17 protein-coding genes are annotated in these 16,385 nt (G+C 65.3%); all 17 read right to left on the bottom strand.

Annotated features, from left to right (window positions below; all coding sequences use genetic code 11):
* Positions 1–7: 7 nt before the first annotated feature.
* Positions 8–436: a flagellar motor switch protein FliN gene (fliN, locus tag RMP10_RS21740; protein WP_171225891.1), complete on the bottom strand. Its 429-nt coding sequence runs from the start codon at positions 434–436 to the stop codon at positions 8–10.
* Positions 433–1,431 carry a FliM/FliN family flagellar motor switch protein gene (locus RMP10_RS21735; protein ID WP_310572174.1) on the bottom strand — a complete coding sequence of 333 codons (999 nt, stop codon included), beginning with the start codon at positions 1,429–1,431 and terminating at the stop codon, positions 433–435. Before RMP10_RS21735 ends, fliN begins: the two co-directional genes overlap by 4 nt.
* A 22-nt stretch (positions 1,432–1,453) precedes the next feature.
* Entirely contained in the window at positions 1,454–2,023 is a 570-nt protein-coding gene (locus RMP10_RS21730) for a flagellar basal body-associated FliL family protein (protein WP_310572173.1), read from the bottom strand.
* Between the two features lie 325 nt (positions 2,024–2,348).
* A complete protein-coding gene (locus RMP10_RS21725; protein ID WP_309671626.1) occupies positions 2,349–3,869 on the bottom strand; it encodes a flagellar hook protein FlgE in 1,521 nt (506 codons plus the stop codon).
* Positions 3,870–3,899: 30 nt separating this feature from the next.
* On the bottom strand, positions 3,900–4,709 hold the full coding sequence (locus RMP10_RS21720; RefSeq protein WP_310572172.1) for a flagellar hook capping FlgD N-terminal domain-containing protein: 810 nt from the start codon (positions 4,707–4,709) through the stop codon (positions 3,900–3,902).
* Positions 4,709–6,862: a M15 family metallopeptidase gene (locus tag RMP10_RS21715; RefSeq protein ID WP_310572171.1), complete on the bottom strand. Its 2,154-nt coding sequence runs from the start codon at positions 6,860–6,862 to the stop codon at positions 4,709–4,711. Before RMP10_RS21715 ends, RMP10_RS21720 begins: the two co-directional genes overlap by 1 nt.
* Positions 6,859–7,605, bottom strand: coding sequence for a hypothetical protein (locus RMP10_RS21710; RefSeq protein WP_310572170.1), 747 nt, complete (start codon positions 7,603–7,605; stop codon positions 6,859–6,861). The genes RMP10_RS21715 and RMP10_RS21710 overlap by 4 nt, the downstream gene beginning before the upstream one ends.
* Positions 7,602–8,102: a flagellar export protein FliJ gene (gene fliJ, locus RMP10_RS21705; protein ID WP_310572169.1), complete on the bottom strand. Its 501-nt coding sequence runs from the start codon at positions 8,100–8,102 to the stop codon at positions 7,602–7,604. The genes RMP10_RS21710 and fliJ overlap by 4 nt, the downstream gene beginning before the upstream one ends.
* Positions 8,099–9,430: a FliI/YscN family ATPase gene (locus tag RMP10_RS21700; RefSeq protein WP_345785839.1), complete on the bottom strand. Its 1,332-nt coding sequence runs from the start codon at positions 9,428–9,430 to the stop codon at positions 8,099–8,101. The genes fliJ and RMP10_RS21700 overlap by 4 nt, the downstream gene beginning before the upstream one ends.
* 47 nt (positions 9,431–9,477) lie before the next feature.
* Complete coding sequence (locus tag RMP10_RS21695) at positions 9,478–10,107, bottom strand: FliH/SctL family protein (protein ID WP_310572168.1); 630 nt, start codon at positions 10,105–10,107, stop codon at positions 9,478–9,480.
* A 10-nt stretch (positions 10,108–10,117) separates the two neighbouring features.
* A complete protein-coding gene (fliG, locus tag RMP10_RS21690; RefSeq protein ID WP_310572167.1) occupies positions 10,118–11,167 on the bottom strand; it encodes a flagellar motor switch protein FliG in 1,050 nt (349 codons plus the stop codon).
* A gap of 8 nt (positions 11,168–11,175) precedes the next feature.
* Positions 11,176–12,759: a flagellar basal-body MS-ring/collar protein FliF gene (gene fliF, locus RMP10_RS21685; RefSeq protein ID WP_310572166.1), complete on the bottom strand. Its 1,584-nt coding sequence runs from the start codon at positions 12,757–12,759 to the stop codon at positions 11,176–11,178.
* Between the two features lie 13 nt (positions 12,760–12,772).
* Entirely contained in the window at positions 12,773–13,090 is a 318-nt protein-coding gene (gene fliE / locus RMP10_RS21680; protein WP_310572165.1) for a flagellar hook-basal body complex protein FliE, read from the bottom strand.
* A 26-nt stretch (positions 13,091–13,116) separates the two neighbouring features.
* Positions 13,117–13,494, bottom strand: coding sequence for a hypothetical protein (locus RMP10_RS21675; RefSeq protein WP_310572164.1), 378 nt, complete (start codon positions 13,492–13,494; stop codon positions 13,117–13,119).
* A 167-nt stretch (positions 13,495–13,661) separates the two neighbouring features.
* Positions 13,662–14,279, bottom strand: coding sequence for a flagellar basal body rod protein FlgC (flgC, locus tag RMP10_RS21670; protein ID WP_310572163.1), 618 nt, complete (start codon positions 14,277–14,279; stop codon positions 13,662–13,664).
* The gene (locus RMP10_RS21665; protein ID WP_310572162.1) at positions 14,279–14,656 is read right to left on the bottom strand and encodes a hypothetical protein; all 378 of its coding nucleotides are present in this window, start codon (positions 14,654–14,656) and stop codon (positions 14,279–14,281) included. Before RMP10_RS21665 ends, flgC begins: the two co-directional genes overlap by 1 nt.
* Before the next feature lie 189 nt (positions 14,657–14,845).
* Positions 14,846–16,315 (bottom strand): sigma-54 dependent transcriptional regulator, encoded by a 1,470-nt coding sequence (locus RMP10_RS21660; RefSeq protein ID WP_309671613.1) that lies wholly within the window; start codon positions 16,313–16,315, stop codon positions 14,846–14,848.
* Between the last annotated feature and the right edge of the window lie 70 nt (positions 16,316–16,385).

Here is a 16,385-nt window from a genome sequence, read left to right as displayed (position 1 = left end):
TCAGGTCTTACGCGGCGTTGGCAGCGCTGGAGGCGGCCGGATTGGCCAGCACGCGCGTGATGCGCACGCCGAAGTGTTCGCCGAGCACCACGACTTCGCCTTCCGCGAAGCGGCGGTCGCCGACATAGATGTCGATGGGCTCACCGGCGAGTCGGTCGAGCTGAATCACGGAGCCACGACCGAGGCGCAGAATTTCCTGCACCGTCATCGAGGTGCGACCCAGTTCGATGGAGACGGGGAGGGTGAGATCCAGGAGCATGCCGATCGGCACCTCCGTGGTGCTCATCATCGTCTGCTCGAACTCGGTGAGCTGCGGTGCGCGCACCGGCGCCGCGGAGGGCGTGGCTGATTCGTCCATGAGCGACGAGATGGGCTGACCAGCCGCCTTGGCGGCCTGCGCGCTGGCGACGAGCGCGTCGATTTCGGCGGGGTTCATGCGGAGGTCGTCCGTGGGTCTGAGGTCGTGGCGCTGGGTACGGCATCGAGGATGCGCACCGCGAGATTTCCGCTTACGCGGCCCGGATGGCCGATGAAGCGTTCCTGCGTGCCGGCGCGCACAATGACGCGCGCGTCGGTCGGAATGCCGGTGGGGATGATGGTGCCTTCGGTAATGCCGGCGATGTCACGCATCGAGAGCTGGAAGTCAGGAAGGCGCGCCGTGAGCGGCACCTTCGTGGCGCGGAGCGCGGTCTCGCTGCGAAGGCGCGTGGTCTCGCGTTCCTGATCGCTGGTGGTGAGCAGCGCATTGCGTTGCTGTCCACTCGACGTGAAGAACTTGTCGAGCACCGAGAAGGGCAGGCAGATCAGGAGCAGGCTGCTCACGTTGCCGGTGGTGAACTCGACGTTCGCCACGAGTACGGGGTCTTCGCGGTTGACGACCTGCAGGATTTCGGGCGACGACTCGAAGCCCGTGATGTTGAGATCCATCGCGACATGGTCCTGCCAGATCTCCTGCAGGAGTCCGCTGACCTTGTCGGCGACTGACCGGACGGCCATCCGCTCGATGGGGGTCAGCGCACGCGTGAGCGCGCTGCCCGTGCCCTCGCCACCGAACAGGCGATCAATGATGTAGGTGCTGAACTCGGGGCCGACGTCGATGACGCCCTTCTGCCCCGTGCCCGTGATGTCGAAAATGAATGACGAGCAGGGCATCGGCAGCGAGAGCGTGAACTCACCGAACGAGAACTGCTCGACGCTTTGTAGTCGGACTTCGATCTGTCCGCGCACACGCGAGATGAGCCACGCTTCCAGGCCCTTCACCAGGCGCTCGTACATCGCTTCGAGGGTGCGAAGGCGTTCCTTGGAGACGCGGTGCGGACGACGGAAGTCGTACACCTGCACGTCCATCGCCGCTGCCGCCGTCGGCGACTGGCGGGAGCCGCCACCGAGGAGGCGGTCGATGTCATGCTGGCTGAGAGTTTCGGAGCTCATCGTGTGGTCGGCGCGGCGTGACTTACTGAACGACGAACTGCGGGAAGTAGATGCGCTTCACCGACTTCTTGCCGAAGCGCTCGTCCACCGCCTTTATGATTTCGACCTTGAACTGTTCGCGCGTGGCCATGTCGGTGAGCTGCTCGACGGGCTTCGTGCCCAGCGTGGTCAGCACGATGTCGCGCAGTTCCGCGTCGCGTGCCTTGAAGCTCTCGATCGCGGCGGGCGAGCCGACTTCGATCGCGACGGTGAGCAGGAGGTAGCGCGAGCCACCACTGCCGGCCGGGTTCAGTACCATGTTGTCGAGCACGTGGATCGCGGCCTCGGCGGCTCCGCCTTCCTTGCCACCCTCGGCGGGTGCAGCATGCTCGCCGTCGGCCGCCGCCGCGTCCCCGCCGTGCGCGCTATCCGCAGCGGCGGCGATCGGCGTGACCTTGCCCATTTTCTTGGCAACCATCGGTCCGAGTACCGCTGCCCCGGTACCACCACCCAGCGCCAGACCGACGGCAACCATGCCGATCAGCATCGGGAGTTTTGCTTTGGTAGGCGCAGCGGGTGCGCCTTCTGGAGCCTGCGGGGTTTCGTTAGCCATGGATCGGTTCGTCGAGTCGGACAGAGGGAGTGCTACGACCTCTCTAAAAGCAGGACCCAGGCCACGATGACTACGGAGTAGGGAGTATGGTGTAAGAAGATGAACCACAACGGCTTGCACGACTTCTGCGCATTGAGACTCGTCAAAACGTACGGCGTACATCACTGAAGTATGCCGGTCCTTTTTACTCATTCCGGCACTTTCTGCCGGGCCGGAAACGCCAAAGGCGGAGGATGAGGGCCCGTGCGTGCCCCATCCTCCGCCTTCTGGCCCCCCGAGTCCGGGCGGTCCAGCCTATCCGGTTGACCCGAATCGGGTCACCCGGTTAGCGCTTGATGCTCATCAGCTCCTGAAGCATTTCGTCGGAGGTCGAGACGACCTTGCCGTTGGCCTGGAAGCCACGCTGGGCCACGATCATGTTCGTGAATTCCTGCGCGAGGTCGACGTTGGACATTTCGAGCGCGCCGCTGGTGAGCTGCGACTGCGAGCCTTCGAGCGCGAAGCCGAGGACGGCGCCGCCGGAGTTGGCCGACTCCTGGTACATGTTGTCGCCGATGCGGAGCATGCCGCTCGGATTGTTGAAGTCGGCGAGGACGATCTTGGCCAGCGACGACGTGGTACCGTTGGTGAAGAAGCCGGTGATCAGACCGAAGCGGTCGATGCTGAAGTTCTGCAGCGTACCGGCGGTGTAGCCGTTCTGGTCACGGAGCACGGCGGTCGACGCCGTGGAGGCGAACTGCGTGAGGCCGCTGACGCCGCCGTTGAGTTTGAGGTTGAGCTGCACCGGATTCGCACCCGGCACCGCGAAGTTGATCGCGGCCGAGATGTTGGTGTTCATGATGCCGGCGCTGTCGAACGTGAACGTGCCACTGTTCTCGCTCGCCGTTGCTGCGGTCGGGCTCATGAAGTACGAGATCTTGATTTCGGAGCTCGACGGCATGCTGGTCGTGAACTGCACGGCCGGCGGCGGACCACTGGAGAAGCTGTAATCGGCCGGCGACAAGTATTCGGTGCCCGACGAGCTGTACACCTTCACGTTGGCCGGCAGGATTTCGTAGCCGGCGGTCGGCGTCGGGAGCTCGATGTCAGAGGGCGGCGAGTTCGAATCCGTCTGGAAGTTCTCGATGACGCCCGAGGCGATCGGATCGATCTGCCAATCCCACGAGTTCGGGCCGGTCTTCCACATCTGAATCTTGATGTCACGCTTCGTACCCTGCGAGTCAAACACGGCGATCTGCGACTCCGTCCACGACTTCTCGTTGATCGGCAGCGCGCGATCGATCGGATCCTGGAAGTCGCCCTGGAACACGGGGGCTGAGGCGTTCAGGTTGCCCGCCAGCACGGCTTCGGTCGTCGGCTTGGCCGACACCTTCTGGCCGAACGGCAAGCGAATGTCCTGAATACCATCCTGCAGAATGCCGTTGTCATACATGCGACCCTGCACGATGAAGCCGTTGGCCGGCGACACCATCTGACCGTTCGCGTCCACCTGGAAGTTGCCGGCGCGCGTGTAGAAGCTCTGGTTGCCCTTTCGCACGACGAAGAACGAGTCGCCCTGAATCGCGACGTCGGTGTTCAAGCCGGTCGTTTCGAGATTGCCCTGATTGAAAATCTGGTCGATCGAGCCGATCTGCATGCCGAGGCCGATCTGGACCGGGTTGATACCACCCTGGTCTCCAGGCGGACGGCTCGCGCCCTGCAGCAGCTGTGCGAAGCCTTCCTTGAACGTGACACGGCCCGCCTTGAAGGCCACCGTGTTCACGTTCGCAATGTTGTTACCGATCACGTCCATGCGCACCTGGTTGTTGCGCAGGCCGGACACACCGGCAAAGAGAGAACGAAGCATGTGAAAAAATCCTCGTGGGTCAGGTCGCGATCAGGCGCGCACTTGGGTGAGCTGCGACATCGGCACGCTGAGTGAATCGCCGATGATCAGGATGGGGTTGCCGCTTTCGTACCGCATGCCGGTAATCCGTCCGGCCGTGTACGTCTTCGCTGCTTGCCACTGGCCGCCATCCGTTGCGACCTCGAACTTGTACGTGTACTTGCCGGCGGGGAGCGGTGGTGTCTGCGCGTAGTCGCCAAGTTCAAACGACATCTGCCCGCCCTTCACTTCGCCCAGACTGATGGTGCTGACGGTCTGGCCCTTCTCGTTCACCAGGCTGACGCGCGCGCCGCCCTTCATGGTGCCGCTGTCCACCACGATCGTACCGTTGCCGGCCTTGTCGAGGAACGTGGTGTTACCCGTGGTCACGCCGATCTTGCCGACGGTGCCCATCGCCATCTGTCCTTCGATGAGCTGCGCGAGTTCGTCGGCGCGCTCGTTCTGCGTGGTCTCGAGCGACTTGATCGCTTCGGCGGTGGCACCGGCCGACGCCGCCTGCGCCTCCATCGACTTGTTCATCGTGATCAGCTGCTCGACGGTCGAGAACTGGGCGAGTTGCGCCGCCATGTCCTTGCCGTCCATCGGATTCAGGGGATCCTGATTCTTCAGCTGTGCCACGAGCATCTTGAGGAACTCGTCCTGGCCCATCGCGCTCGTCTTGGCCAGTCCACTCACCTTCGCCGACGGTTCGGCCGCACCGACCGGCGGCGTCGCGCCCGTCGTCGTGTCCGTCGTGGCGTAGCTCGGCTTGATCGTGCTCGGATCAAACGCGCTGGCGACGTTCCGCGTAGCGGTGATCATCACTTGGTCCCGTTGAAGAGATTCTGCCAGCCGCGCTGATTCGCCTGCTCGCGCTGCTGCTCACGCGCCGCTTGCTCCTTCTGCTCGCGGCGAGCATCCTGCTGCTTATCCCAGTCGCGGCCGGTCGCCCGGTCGCGCTGACTCTGGGACTGTGCGCCCTCACCCGACGTGGTCTGCGTCGCGCCGTTCGTGCGCAGCGCATCGCGCTCGCTGCTGATCGCTCGCGATGACTCGTGCTGCTCTGACTTGTTGGCACCGCTGATCCGCACGCTCTCGGCGTCGAGGCCATGACGGCTCAGCGACTCCTGCAGTTCACCCGTGCGCAGCTTCATCCGCTCGGCGCTCGAGGCGTCGGTCGAGATGAACGTGTCCACGACGTTGCCGCGCAGATCGACGGTGATGCGGTCCTGCGTCCCGTTCGCGTTGTCGACATTGAGCGTCATGCGAGAGAGCGGACCGGCTGGCGCATCCGCGCGCATGGCCTGAATCTCCGACACGCGCTGGGCCTGCTCACTGCCGGCCGCCTGACCCACCGACGCGGCGCGCTCGGCGCCGGTCGTCTGCGTGCTGCCCTGGCCGTTGCCGTGCAGCGCGCCAAAGCCCGACGTGTCGCCCGCGGCGTCCTGCTTCGTGTGACCGAGCTTCCGGCCATCGTTGATCGGATGTCCGTTCTCGTCGCGCGCACCACGTCCGAACGCATTGCCATTCTGTTCGCCGTTGGCGCCCTTGTTCGCGTTGGCCTGCGCAACGTACGCCGCCGCGCCTTCGCCCAGCGAGGCGGGGGCAGCGTTGGCGTCGGCCACGCGGGCCACCTGCGCCACGCCAGCCACACTTGCCACCTGCGCTACACCAGCCGGTGCGGCCTGCGATGCAGCCTGCGCGGCCGATGACGACTGCCGCTGAAATGCCGCCGTGACCTTGTCGAACGCCTGCGGAGCCGCGCTCGCCAGGGCGCGCTCGCCATGGTTTGCGAGCTCGAGGTGTCCAGGGTCCTTCATGCCGAGCGTGCGAAGCCCTTCTTCCTTGGCGATGCGCTGCAATCGAGCGAAGCCCTGCGCGTTCTCCCACGAGCCATCCACGATCACATCGACGGCGTCACCGCGCGTGTGCGCGGAATCGCGCGTCCATGTCACGACGGCGCCCGGACGCGTACGTCCCTGCTCGTACAGATGGTCCTGACGTTCCTGCGAGCGCGCCGTCTCGACGATCGAGACGTCGTGGTCATACTCACCCTTCATGCGATCGATCACACGCTGCACCCGCGAGCGGAGCTCCGGGGCGACGGCGTCGAGATCCTTGATCGGTGTGGTCGGATCGGCGGCGGAGGCCGCCGTGGCCGCGGCCAAGGCTGACGCGCTAGCCGAAGCTGCGGCGGCGGCCGCTGCGCTGTCCGCGATTTCGGTACCGGCCGGCGTGCCTGCCTTCGCCAGCAGCGCGTCCAGCGCAGCGCGGGCGTCAGCGCCACGGACATCGCCGATAGCCATCAACTGTTCGAGCGACGATCCGCGCTTGGTTGCAATGCGCGAGAGCACCGCGAGCGCGTTGCGTTCGCCTTCGATCTCTCCCTGGCTGCCAAGCTGCGCGCTGATCTGCTGCGCCGCGCGCGAGATGCCAAGCAGGCCGTTGGTGCCACGATTCTTGGCGTACGTGGGGAGGTCGATGATGTCGTCCGACGACGACTCGGTCGGCGTGTTGCCGACGCGCGCGTGGTCGATCGACGTATTCAGAATGCCGTAGCGCAGCGCTTCACTCACTTCCTGCGCGGCCTGCTGGGCCGCGCGATCGTGCGAGCCATGCTGCACCGCGGTTCGCAGTCCCTTCTCGCCGGGAAAGGCACCCTCACCCGTTAGCGTATCACCGGTCGATTCGTCGGCCGTTTGCTCGGCGGCTGCTTCATCGAGCAGTTTGTCCACCAGTGACGCGCCCTCGGCCGGCAGCTGCTGAATCAGATCGGAGCGCACGCGCGAGCCGGCGCCGGAGATGAGCGCGAGCAGGGCGGAGAACTCGGCGCGCGACACGCTGCGCTTCTTCTCCGTCTCGGCGGACGCGTCGGTCTCGTTAGGCTCGATCTCGGGGCGCGTGGTGCGCTCGATCGCCCGCTCGGCGGCCCGTTCCGGACGCGGTGCGGCGGTCACGGCCTTCATCACATTCATAGCGAGCCTCCAGGGGCCTTGTTGCCACCCTTCGAGATAGAGGCGGCACGCGATGCGGACATCGACGTGAGGATGGCGGCCGCCTGGCGGTCGTTCATCATACTGAGAATGGCGCGGACATCGCCGTCGGTCATCTGGTCGAGCACCTTGGCGGCGTCCTTCGCCGCCATTGCCGAGAAGATCTTGGCCAGTCGCAGCTCGGGCAGCGCGGTGTTCATTGCGGCATCTCGCGCTCCCTTCACGACGTTGGCGGCGGATGCGGTGCTGGACTTTGCGTCAGTCGCCGTCTGCGTCTGCGACTTCAGGCTCGGCGTCGCGTGTGCATCGGGGGCGGGAGCTGCCTTCGTCGGTGCGGCGTGCGTATCGACGGCCTTGCCCGGCGCCGGCTTCGCCGACACCGACTTCAGCTCGCGACGCGCGGCGTCGAGCAAGCGAATGCTGTCGGCCGGCGTCATCGGCGCGGGGGCTTCGTGCGCGCCTGGCGCGTCCATGCCATGCGCAGCGCTGTCAGCTGGTACGCTGTCATGCGCCGCCGCGTCGCCATGCGATGCATCGCCATGCGATGCATCGGCTTCAGACGAATCGGCATGCGTCGAGTCAGCCGGCGGATGCGCCTTGAGGCTATCCGCCATGTGCGTGGAGTCGGCCGTGTACTTGGCCGACGTCTTCATGTACGAGTACCCCGTGCCGCCGCCGAGGCCGGCGAGGAGTCCTATCACGATCGGGATGATCAGCTGCTTCATGAATGCGAACCATCAATGGGGGTGTTGCTGCTCGCGGCGTCATCCGCCGCATTCAGCCCTGCTTTACGCGAGAACTGCGCCAGAGCGATCTCGTCCATAGCGACACGATCCTTGTGGGCACTGTCAGCGCGCCAAGTGTCGGCGTGGCGGGACTTTAGGCGATCGAGCACGCGCCGGTCGCGAGCCGCTTCCTCGAGCATGCCTTGCGCTTTTTGCACGTCGCTATCGGCAAGCTTTGCCGCATCGGCGGCCAAAAGCACCCGTTCATCGAGCGACGCCAGCACGAATCCGAGCTGATGCAGATGTCCGATGCGCGGACCGTTGTTCGCCGTCGTCGAGATCTGCTGCTTGCTGTGATCGCGCAGATTCGCGATCTCGTCCTTCGCGCGGTGCGCCGCTTCGGCGGTGTCACGCGCGCTCGCTAACGCGCGCGCCTTCGCCTGCTCGTGCTGCTCGCGCAGTTCGAGGATGCGCTGCAACCGGAACTTGAAGCTCACGGACGTCTCCGCACCGACGACTCGATGGCCTCGGCGATCTGGGCGAGCGCGCTGTACGTGTCGCCGTAGGGCGTGGCCTCATCGGGACGCTGCTGCAGGAACTCGAGCACGCGCTGGCGATAGATAATCGCCGCGTCCACGTACGGATCGCTCCCCTTCTGGTACGCGCCGACCATGATCAGATCTTCCTTCTCACGATACGCCGCTTCGAGTCGCAGCATCGCACTTCCGGCGCGCCGCTGCACTTCGTTTGTGATCGCGTCTTTCACTCGGCTTTTCGAGTCGAGCACGTCGATGGCTGGAAAGTGATTCTGCGCCGCGAGGCGACGCGTGAGCACGATGTGGCCGTCGAGAATCGAGCGCGACGCGTCGGCTACCGGCTCGTTGAAATCGTCGCCGTCCACGAGCACGGTATAGATGCCGGTGATACCACCGGTCGTCGCATTTCCGGCGCGCTCGAGCAGGCGCGGCAGGTTGGCGAACACCGAGGGTGGATAACCTTTCGTGGTGGGCGGCTCGCCGGTGGCGAGACCGATTTCACGCCAGGCCATCGCCACACGCGTGACCGAGTCCACCATGAGCAGCACTTGCTTGCCCTGATCGCGGAAGTACTCGGCGATGGCCGTGGCTACCAGCGCACCGCGGGCGCGTACAAGCGCGGCCTGATCGCCGGTGGCCACGATCACGACGGAACGGGCGAGTCCTTCTTCTCCCAGTGAGTTCTCGATGAACTCGCGCACCTCACGACCGCGCTCACCAAGCAGTGCGATCACGTTCACATCGGCCTGCGCGTTGCGCGCAATCATGCCGAGCATGGTCGACTTGCCGACGCCGGAGCCGGCGAAGATGCCGACGCGCTGACCGCGCCCGATCGTGAGCAGTCCGTCGATCGCACGCACACCGGTTTCGAGCGGTCGGTCGATCGTGTCGCGCGTGAGCGGATTGGGCGGTTCGGCCGAGAGTGGCACACGCTCCACGGTATCGAGCTTGCCCTTGCCGTCGATCGGATGGCCGAGGCCGTTCAGCACGCGGCCCAGCAGTCCCGGGCCGACATCGACACCGAAGGTCCGACCGAGCGGCTGAACGCTGGCGCCAGCATGCAAGCCGTCGAGTTCACCGAGTGGCATGAGCAGCACGCTGCGCTCGTTGAAGCCGACCACCTCGGCCAATACCGACCGGTCGCGCGAGTGACTGGTGATGCGGCACAGTGAACCGAGTCCGACATCGATGCCGGTGGCTTCAACCACGAGTCCGACGACGCGCGTGACACGACCGTACGAGCCGAAGCGTTCGCTGCGCGCAAGGCGGTCCTGCATGGCGTCGAGCATGTTGGTGTATCCGTCGTCGAACGGCTTCGTGACGCGCGTCGGCGTCATCACGCGTGCACTCCACCGAGGGTGCGATACGCGCGCTCGAGCGCCGTGTCCACACGGCCGTCGATGATGCGCTCGCGCCCTTCCATCAAGCAACCGCCGCGCAGGATCGAGGCATCGCTGATCCATCGAATCTCGCGACGACCGGCTTCTTCGATGGACGCGCGGCAGGCATTGAGATCCTCCGGGTTGATGCGGATGGTGATCTCCTGGTCGAGCGGATACTGCGCCATCGCGCTCTGCACCACGTCGCGCACGAACGACGGATCGGCGTTCACTTCGCGTTGCACGATGTGTCGCGCCACCATCACCGCGATGGCGGCGATGTTCTCTTCGGCATTGCTGACCCAGCGCGATTCGTGCAGCTGCACGTTGTTCAACGCTTCGGAAAGTAGTGCCATCGCCGAGGCGATTTCTTCGTCGACACCAGCGCGGGCCGCGCGTTCGCCATCGGCGCGGCCGCGGCTGTACGCCGCCGCCTCGGAGCGCGAACGCTCGACCGCGAGGCGAGCCTGGAAATCCGCTTCCAGGTCGCCTGGCGTCTGAGCCGGTACCCGCGTTTCCGCGGGCGTGAACTCGCCGAAGCCGTCGGCCACGGCAAACTCGTCGAGGGACCAGGCAGTTGCTCGCATTGGTCGGTCCTCAGATGATGACATCGTCGGTTCCGGCGCTCAGCACGATCTCGCCGGTCTCTTCGAGGGCGCGGACCTTCGAGACGATATCCGTCTGGGCCGCTTCCACATCGCGCATCTTGACCGGGCCGAGGAACTCCATCTCTTCCCTGAGGCCGGCGACGGCGCGCTGCGACATCGTCTGCATGATCTTCGTCTTGAGTTCGGGGCTTGCGGCCTTGAGGGCCAGCGCGAGCTGCTTGACGTCCACTTCGCGCAGCAGGCGCTGCAGCGACTTGTCGTCTAGCGACGAGAGATCTTCGAACACGAACATGAGGTTCTTGATCTGATCGCTGAGGTGCGCGTCCTTCTCGGCCACCAGGTCGAGCACTTCCTTCTCGAGCGAGGTGCTGACGAGGTTGAGGACGGCGGCCACGGCCGCCGGACCACCGACGCTGGACATACCCTGCGAGAAGGCGAGGTCGGCTTCGTTGCCGATCGCGCGTTCCACCAGTGAGATCATTTCGGGCGACACCTTCTCCATCTTCGCGATGCGGAACATCACGTCACCGCCCAGCGCGGGGTCCAGCTCGCGCAGAATGGCGGCCACGTGGCCTGGATCGAGGTGGGCGAGAATGAGCGCGATAGTCTGGGGGTGTTCACCGCGCAGCGTGTTGCCAAGCTGTTGCGGGTCGGCGCGACGCAGCCGACCAAAGCGGTCGCTGTCGGCGAGCTGTCCCTGGATGCGCTTGAGGATCTGCTGCGCCTTGGCCACGCCGAAGGCCGCTTCGAGCACGTCCTTGGCGAACTCCACACCGCCGGTGCTCATCGAATCCACGCCAAGCGTGAGTTCGAGCCACTCGGCGAGCACCATGTCGACGATCGAAGGCGGTACGCGATCGAGCTGCGCCATTTCGAGGGCGACGATTTCGGCCTCCTCGGGGTGCAGGCCGGCCGTGACCTTGGCCGCGTGTTCGGTGCCAATCGCCATACACACGATCGCCACCTTCTGGCGACCGGTGAGACGATCGGGTGAGTACTTGTCGGCGGAGTTTCCGCCACCGCGCGGGAGAGCGATCATGGCAGAACTCACGACCGAAGCCAGCCGCGCATCACGCGAACCGCAGCGTCAGGACGCTGATCCACGGTGGCCATGGCTTGTTCACGCTCCGGGGTGGTTGGCGGAGGCGGAAGACGCACGGGACGTTTGGGCTCCTCGAGTTGCTCTTCGTCGTAGTCGTTCACGCCCTGCATCGCCGACTGCATCTGCGAGCTGGCAGGCAGTTCCGGATACCCGGAGTTGGGCGGCAGCAGGTTGGGTGTTCCACCGGCCACGGCCTTCGACTTCTTAGGTTTGAGCGCGCTCACACTCACGAGCGCGATGACCATCAACACGACGAGCGCGGCGATCGCGACGACCGGCTTCGGGTTCGCCTGCAGCTTGGCCACCATGTCCTGCGGCGGCAGCACCGTGTCGCGCTGCACGATCGGGGTCGGCATGTCGAATGGCGCGCTCACCACCGAGATCATATCGCCGCGTGTCGAGTCGACGCCGAGCGCATTGCGCACAAGCGTCTCGATACGGGCGATTTCCTCGGGCGTGCGCACCGTGATGATCGGCGTCTGCGCCGTCTTGATCGTCGTGTCCAGCACTGGCATCGTGACCTTGTCCGCCACCAGCACCGCGACGGTGAGCTTCTTCAGGTTGCCGATCGCGCCGCTGAAGCTCTCGACGCTCTTGGTGTTCTCGTACGAGGTCGCGGTCGTGCTGTAGCCGGCGCCCTGCGCGGGATTGCTCGGCGTCACTTCCGCTTTCTGTTCCGTGGCGAGCGCCTGACGCTCGGGGTCGACGGCCTGCACCGTGCGCTCAACCTTGTCGAAGTTGATCGATGCGGCGACCTGCACGCGGGCATTGCCGGCGCCGACCAGGCTGTTCAGCAGCTTGTCGGCCTTCTGTTCCATGTACGTCTCGACCTCACGCTGCACCGACAGCTGACGGCTGGACAGACCGGCCACCGAGCCTTCGTCTTCGAGCGTGAGTGCCTGTCCACGCTCGTCGACGATCGTCACGTGCTCGGGGTCGAGGCCGCCCACACTGTTCGCCACCATGCTCGCAATGCCGTGCACCGTTTCGGCGCGCGGCGTCTCGCCACCCGCCATCTTGAGTGTCACCGACGCCTTGCTCGGCCGCTCGTTCGCCTTGAACATCTGCGCGTCTTCGAGCGCGAGGTGCACTTGTACCATCTCGACGTTCTTCAGCTTGCCGATCGTGCGCTCCAGTTCTCCCTCGAGGGCGCGGCGATAGTTCACCTTCTGCGTGAAGTCCGTCATGCCCCACGACGGCTTGTCGAACAGCTCGAGACCCGGGCGACCGCCCGTCGGCATCGCTTCCGCCGCCAGATTCACGCGGGCACGCGCCAGGTCGGCGCTCGCCACCAGAATCGTCGAACCGGTGCGATCGAGCTCGTACACGATGCCCGTCTCGGTGAGCTTGTCGGTCATCGCCTTCACATTCTCGACGGGGATGTCCGCGTACAGCGGCACCATCGTCGGCTGCGTAGCCCAGCGCGACACACCGAATACGAGCGCCGTGGCCACGACGCCGACCGCGATGATCGCGATCTGCCGTCCGTTGCCCATGCGTCCGAAGAGTGATTCCATCAGGGAGTTCATGACTGTCGCAGACTCAGGACTGCATGGCGATGACGGACCGGTAGGCCTCGACGACCTTGTTCCGGAGCTCGATCATCATGTCGAGCGCGAGACCTGCTTCTTCACTGGCGGCCATCACCTGATGCAGCTCGACGTTCTCGCCGGCGGCGAACCGCTGCGTGAGGTCGCCCGAGCGATCGCGCGCGTCAGACACTTCGTTGATGGCCTTGGTGAGCGTGTTGCCGAACGAGTTCTCGCCTTCCCCGATGACCGGCACCTGTTTGGAGAGGCCGGTGTCGCGTCCGCCGAACTCGGGCATCGCCCGGGTAAGAAGATCGATTCGATTCTGCATGATGATCAGTCGGTGGGAGTCGGGAATCAGGCGCGGACGTCGAGGCGAATCCCGCGCGCCGTCGGCGGCGCAGGGTTCGTGACGGCTTTGATACGGCTGTACGTGAGCGGGCCGAGCGCGGCGGTCTTCGCGAAGAAGTTGCGCTCGTCGTTCGTCAACACGCTCCACAACGTCGGGTCGGTGCCGGCCGGCGCTTCTGCCGGCACCGTGCTCTGCGCCGTGGACTGACCAGCGATCGGCGTCTGCGGCTTGAGCGCGGCATTCTGAGACGCCCGGGCGTTCGTCGTCGCCTGCTGCGCGCGCTCGGCGCCATTCTGCGCGCCGTTCTGCGTGCGTGCCGTCTCGGCGCGGGTCGCGCCGAGGTTGGGAAGCAGCGGGGTGTTGTTGATGCCGTTGACGCTCATGTGAATCTCTGGTGTTCGGTTGATGCGAGTGAAGCGCGTCGGGCGAGTGTGGCGAGTCGTGCGGTGCGGCCAGGAGTGCTGCGGGTCGGGGACCGTGTGGTTCGGAGAGGAGGAGGAGGAAGAGTCACGCCGATCCCCGAGCCCGCAGCGGATGTGCGGTTAGGTCATCAGATGTCAATCGATGCGCGCAGCATGGACTTGGCGGTCTGAAAGACCGCGGCGTTCGCTTCGAAGATGCGTTTTGCATCCATCAGCTTGACCATTTCCTGCGTGGTATCGATGTCGGGGTAGCGCACATAGCCGGCGTCGTTGGCGTCGGGGTGGCCGGGCTCGTACACGAGACGGCCTTCGCCCTGATCTTCCGCCAAGCCTGCCACGCGCACGCCGTACTGACCGCCGATCGTGCCACTCACGCCGCCGGTCGTCGGCAGCACCGGCACTTCGATCGCTTTGCGGGAGTCGCCGGTGGCGATCTCGAAGGCGCTGCTGCCCAACACGCTGCTGCTGGCGGCGGCCGTTCCCATGGTCGACGCGAAATTCTCGGAGTTGTAGAGGGCGTTCTGCGACGTGGCGGCTTCCATCACGACGTCCTTCCGCTTGTACGGCTGGCCATCGGGGCCGCGGGTGACATCGGCGTTCGCCATGTTCTGGGCGATCGTTTCCATGCGCTGGCGCTGCGCACTGAGTCCGCTGGCGGCGATGCCGAGCGAGCGGAACATCGGGCGGATCGTCTGCTGGCCCGGGATCGGGAGCAGGGCAGGGCGGCGCGTCGGGTCAATCGACATCAGCCGTTACCTCCCTTGATCGCCGTTCGCAGGCTGGCGTATGTCTTTTCGAGGAGGCGGGAGGTGGCGAGGAAGCGGATCTGTTCATCCGCCAGCGCCACCATTTCGTCTTCCACGTTGACGGGATTCGCGTTGGCTTGGGCAGTACCGGCCTTGGCCTCCAGCGCGAATCCGTCACCGTTGCCCACGGTTGCTTTGGAGACGCGATCCGCGATGCCACGAGACCGCTCCACACTCTTGTCGAGTGCGCCTTTGAGCGACGTGGCGGAGGTGGTGCGATCGATGAGTCCGAAGAGCATCTGCGTAGTCCCGGTGTGAAAGGGCGAGCGTGTCCACACCGGTAAAAAGCAATGGCCGGGCCACAAGGGACCGGCCATCAGGAGCTCATCAATAGTGGCGCGCTAACCCATTGCTACGGTGAGTCTTGAGTCGTGAGCTCAAGCCGGCATTGGTGAGTGTTTCCAAGCAAGGCCGGTGCGGCCAATCACGCCATTAGGGCAAATTTTGCCGAGTGCACCGAGGACCAAACTTGCCGACCACCCCCACCCGGTAGGAGTTGCCGACGACTACTCGTCGTCGCCGTCGGCGTCCTTACCCGGACCGTTGAGCTTGTTGCGCAGGGTACGCACGCTGATGCCCAACAGTTCGGCAGCCTTCGTCCGGTTATTATCGGCAGCTGCCAGCGCATGCTGAATAAGCACCCGCTCGGCATCGGCCACATTCAGCGACGCCAACGCGATGTTGCCGTTGGTCGCACCGCCGATGGCCATCCCAGCGGCGGGGGCAGCGCCGGTCGCGACGGCCCGAACGGCGCCGGGCGTGGGGATCGAGCGCGGACGGATCGACGGCGCGCCGAGTGAGTGGGCCAAGCCGAAACGCGTCCCTTCCAGGCAGTGCGCGTGGATCATCGGATCCGGCGTGAGAATCACGGCGCGTTCGATCACGTGCTGCAATTCGCGGATGTTGCCCGGCCACGGGTACTGCTGCATGGACTCGAGGGCGTCGGGCGAGATGCCGTCGATCTTCTTGCCCAGCTCGGCTGCGGTCCGCATCGCGAAGCGGAGCGCCAGGACCGCGATATCCTCCGGCCGATCACGCAGGGGCGGGATCAGGACGGGGATGGTGGACAGTCTATAGTACAAGTCCTGCCGAAACGTCCCCTGATCGGCCTCGGCGGCCAGATCGCGGTTCGTGGTGGCCACGATGCGCACGTCCACCTTGATCGGGGAGGTGCCGCCGACCCGCTCAAACTCCTGCTCCTGCAGCACGCGGAGCAGCTTGGCCTGCAAATCGAGCCGCATCTCCGAGATTTCGTCCAGCAGCAGCGTGCCGCGGTTGGCCCGCTCGAAGGCACCCTCGACCCGCTTGATGGCGCCGGTGAACGCGCCCTTCTCGTGACCAAACAGCGCCGACTCGACGAGTCCCTCGGGAAGCGCGGCGCAGTTGAGCTTGATGAAAGGCTTGTCGCGACGTTCGCTCTGGTCGTGGATGGCCCGGGCAAACAGCTCCTTGCCCGTCCCCGACTCGCCCTGTAGCAGCACCGTCGCGCGGGTCGGTGCGGCCATCGATACCGTTTGCAGGATCCGGCGGATTGCCGGCGAGTCACCGATGATCTGCCGTTCGTTCCGGAACTGCATCACTTCCTTGCGGAGCGTCTCGTTCTCGCGCCGCAGGCGCACGAACTCGAGCGCCTGATCCACCGCCAGTTCGAGCTGCTGGGGACGGACCGGTTTGGTGATGTAGTCGATCGCCCCGGCCTTGATGCTGGCCACGGCGTGCTCGATGCTGGCGTGCCCCGTCAGCATGATCAGGGGGATGTCGTACCCCTCCCGCGCGAGCAGCTGGATGAACTCCAGCCCCGTCAGTCCCGGCATTCGATAATCGGAGATGATCAGGTCGATGCCACCCCGCTCCAGGATCTGGAGCGCTTCCGGCACGCTTCGGGCGCCGATCGGCGTATGGCCGGATTGGGCGAGCGAATCTTCGAGAATCAGTCCGACGCTTGGCTCGTCATCGACGTACAGAATTGTGGCCATGGCGGAGCAACGCTGGGACGAAGGGAGGCGTCGGGAGGATGCCGCAGAAGGGAATCCGAATCGGCAACCC

Source organism: Gemmatimonas sp. (assembly GCF_031426495.1).
In the GTDB taxonomy this organism is placed as follows: Bacteria; Gemmatimonadota; Gemmatimonadetes; order Gemmatimonadales; family Gemmatimonadaceae; genus Gemmatimonas.
Note: the sequence above shows the minus strand (reverse complement) of the source record. Positions and strands in the feature narration are given on the sequence as shown.

Coding starts and splice junctions, on each gene's coding strand:
- RMP10_RS21665 (WP_310572162.1), bottom strand. CDS start 14,656: ATGGCCGGTCCCTTGTGGCCCGGCCATTGCTTTTTACCGGTGTGGACA.
- RMP10_RS21725 (WP_309671626.1), bottom strand. CDS start 3,869: ATGCTTCGTTCTCTCTTTGCCGGTGTGTCCGGCCTGCGCAACAACCAG.
- flgC (WP_310572163.1), bottom strand. CDS start 14,279: ATGTCGATTGACCCGACGCGCCGCCCTGCCCTGCTCCCGATCCCGGGC.
- RMP10_RS21695 (WP_310572168.1), bottom strand. CDS start 10,107: ATGCGAGCAACTGCCTGGTCCCTCGACGAGTTTGCCGTGGCCGACGGC.
- RMP10_RS21700 (WP_345785839.1), bottom strand. CDS start 9,430: ATGCTCGACGCCATGCAGGACCGCCTTGCGCGCAGCGAACGCTTCGGC.
- RMP10_RS21720 (WP_310572172.1), bottom strand. CDS start 4,709: ATGATCACCGCTACGCGGAACGTCGCCAGCGCGTTTGATCCGAGCACG.
- RMP10_RS21735 (WP_310572174.1), bottom strand. CDS start 1,431: ATGAGCTCCGAAACTCTCAGCCAGCATGACATCGACCGCCTCCTCGGT.
- fliF (WP_310572166.1), bottom strand. CDS start 12,759: ATGAACTCCCTGATGGAATCACTCTTCGGACGCATGGGCAACGGACGG.
- RMP10_RS21660 (WP_309671613.1), bottom strand. CDS start 16,315: ATGGCCACAATTCTGTACGTCGATGACGAGCCAAGCGTCGGACTGATT.
- RMP10_RS21710 (WP_310572170.1), bottom strand. CDS start 7,605: ATGAAGCAGCTGATCATCCCGATCGTGATAGGACTCCTCGCCGGCCTC.
- RMP10_RS21675 (WP_310572164.1), bottom strand. CDS start 13,494: ATGAGCGTCAACGGCATCAACAACACCCCGCTGCTTCCCAACCTCGGC.
- fliG (WP_310572167.1), bottom strand. CDS start 11,167: ATGATCGCTCTCCCGCGCGGTGGCGGAAACTCCGCCGACAAGTACTCA.
- fliE (WP_310572165.1), bottom strand. CDS start 13,090: ATGCAGAATCGAATCGATCTTCTTACCCGGGCGATGCCCGAGTTCGGC.
- RMP10_RS21730 (WP_310572173.1), bottom strand. CDS start 2,023: ATGGCTAACGAAACCCCGCAGGCTCCAGAAGGCGCACCCGCTGCGCCT.
- RMP10_RS21715 (WP_310572171.1), bottom strand. CDS start 6,862: ATGAATGTGATGAAGGCCGTGACCGCCGCACCGCGTCCGGAACGGGCC.
- fliN (WP_171225891.1), bottom strand. CDS start 436: ATGAACCCCGCCGAAATCGACGCGCTCGTCGCCAGCGCGCAGGCCGCC.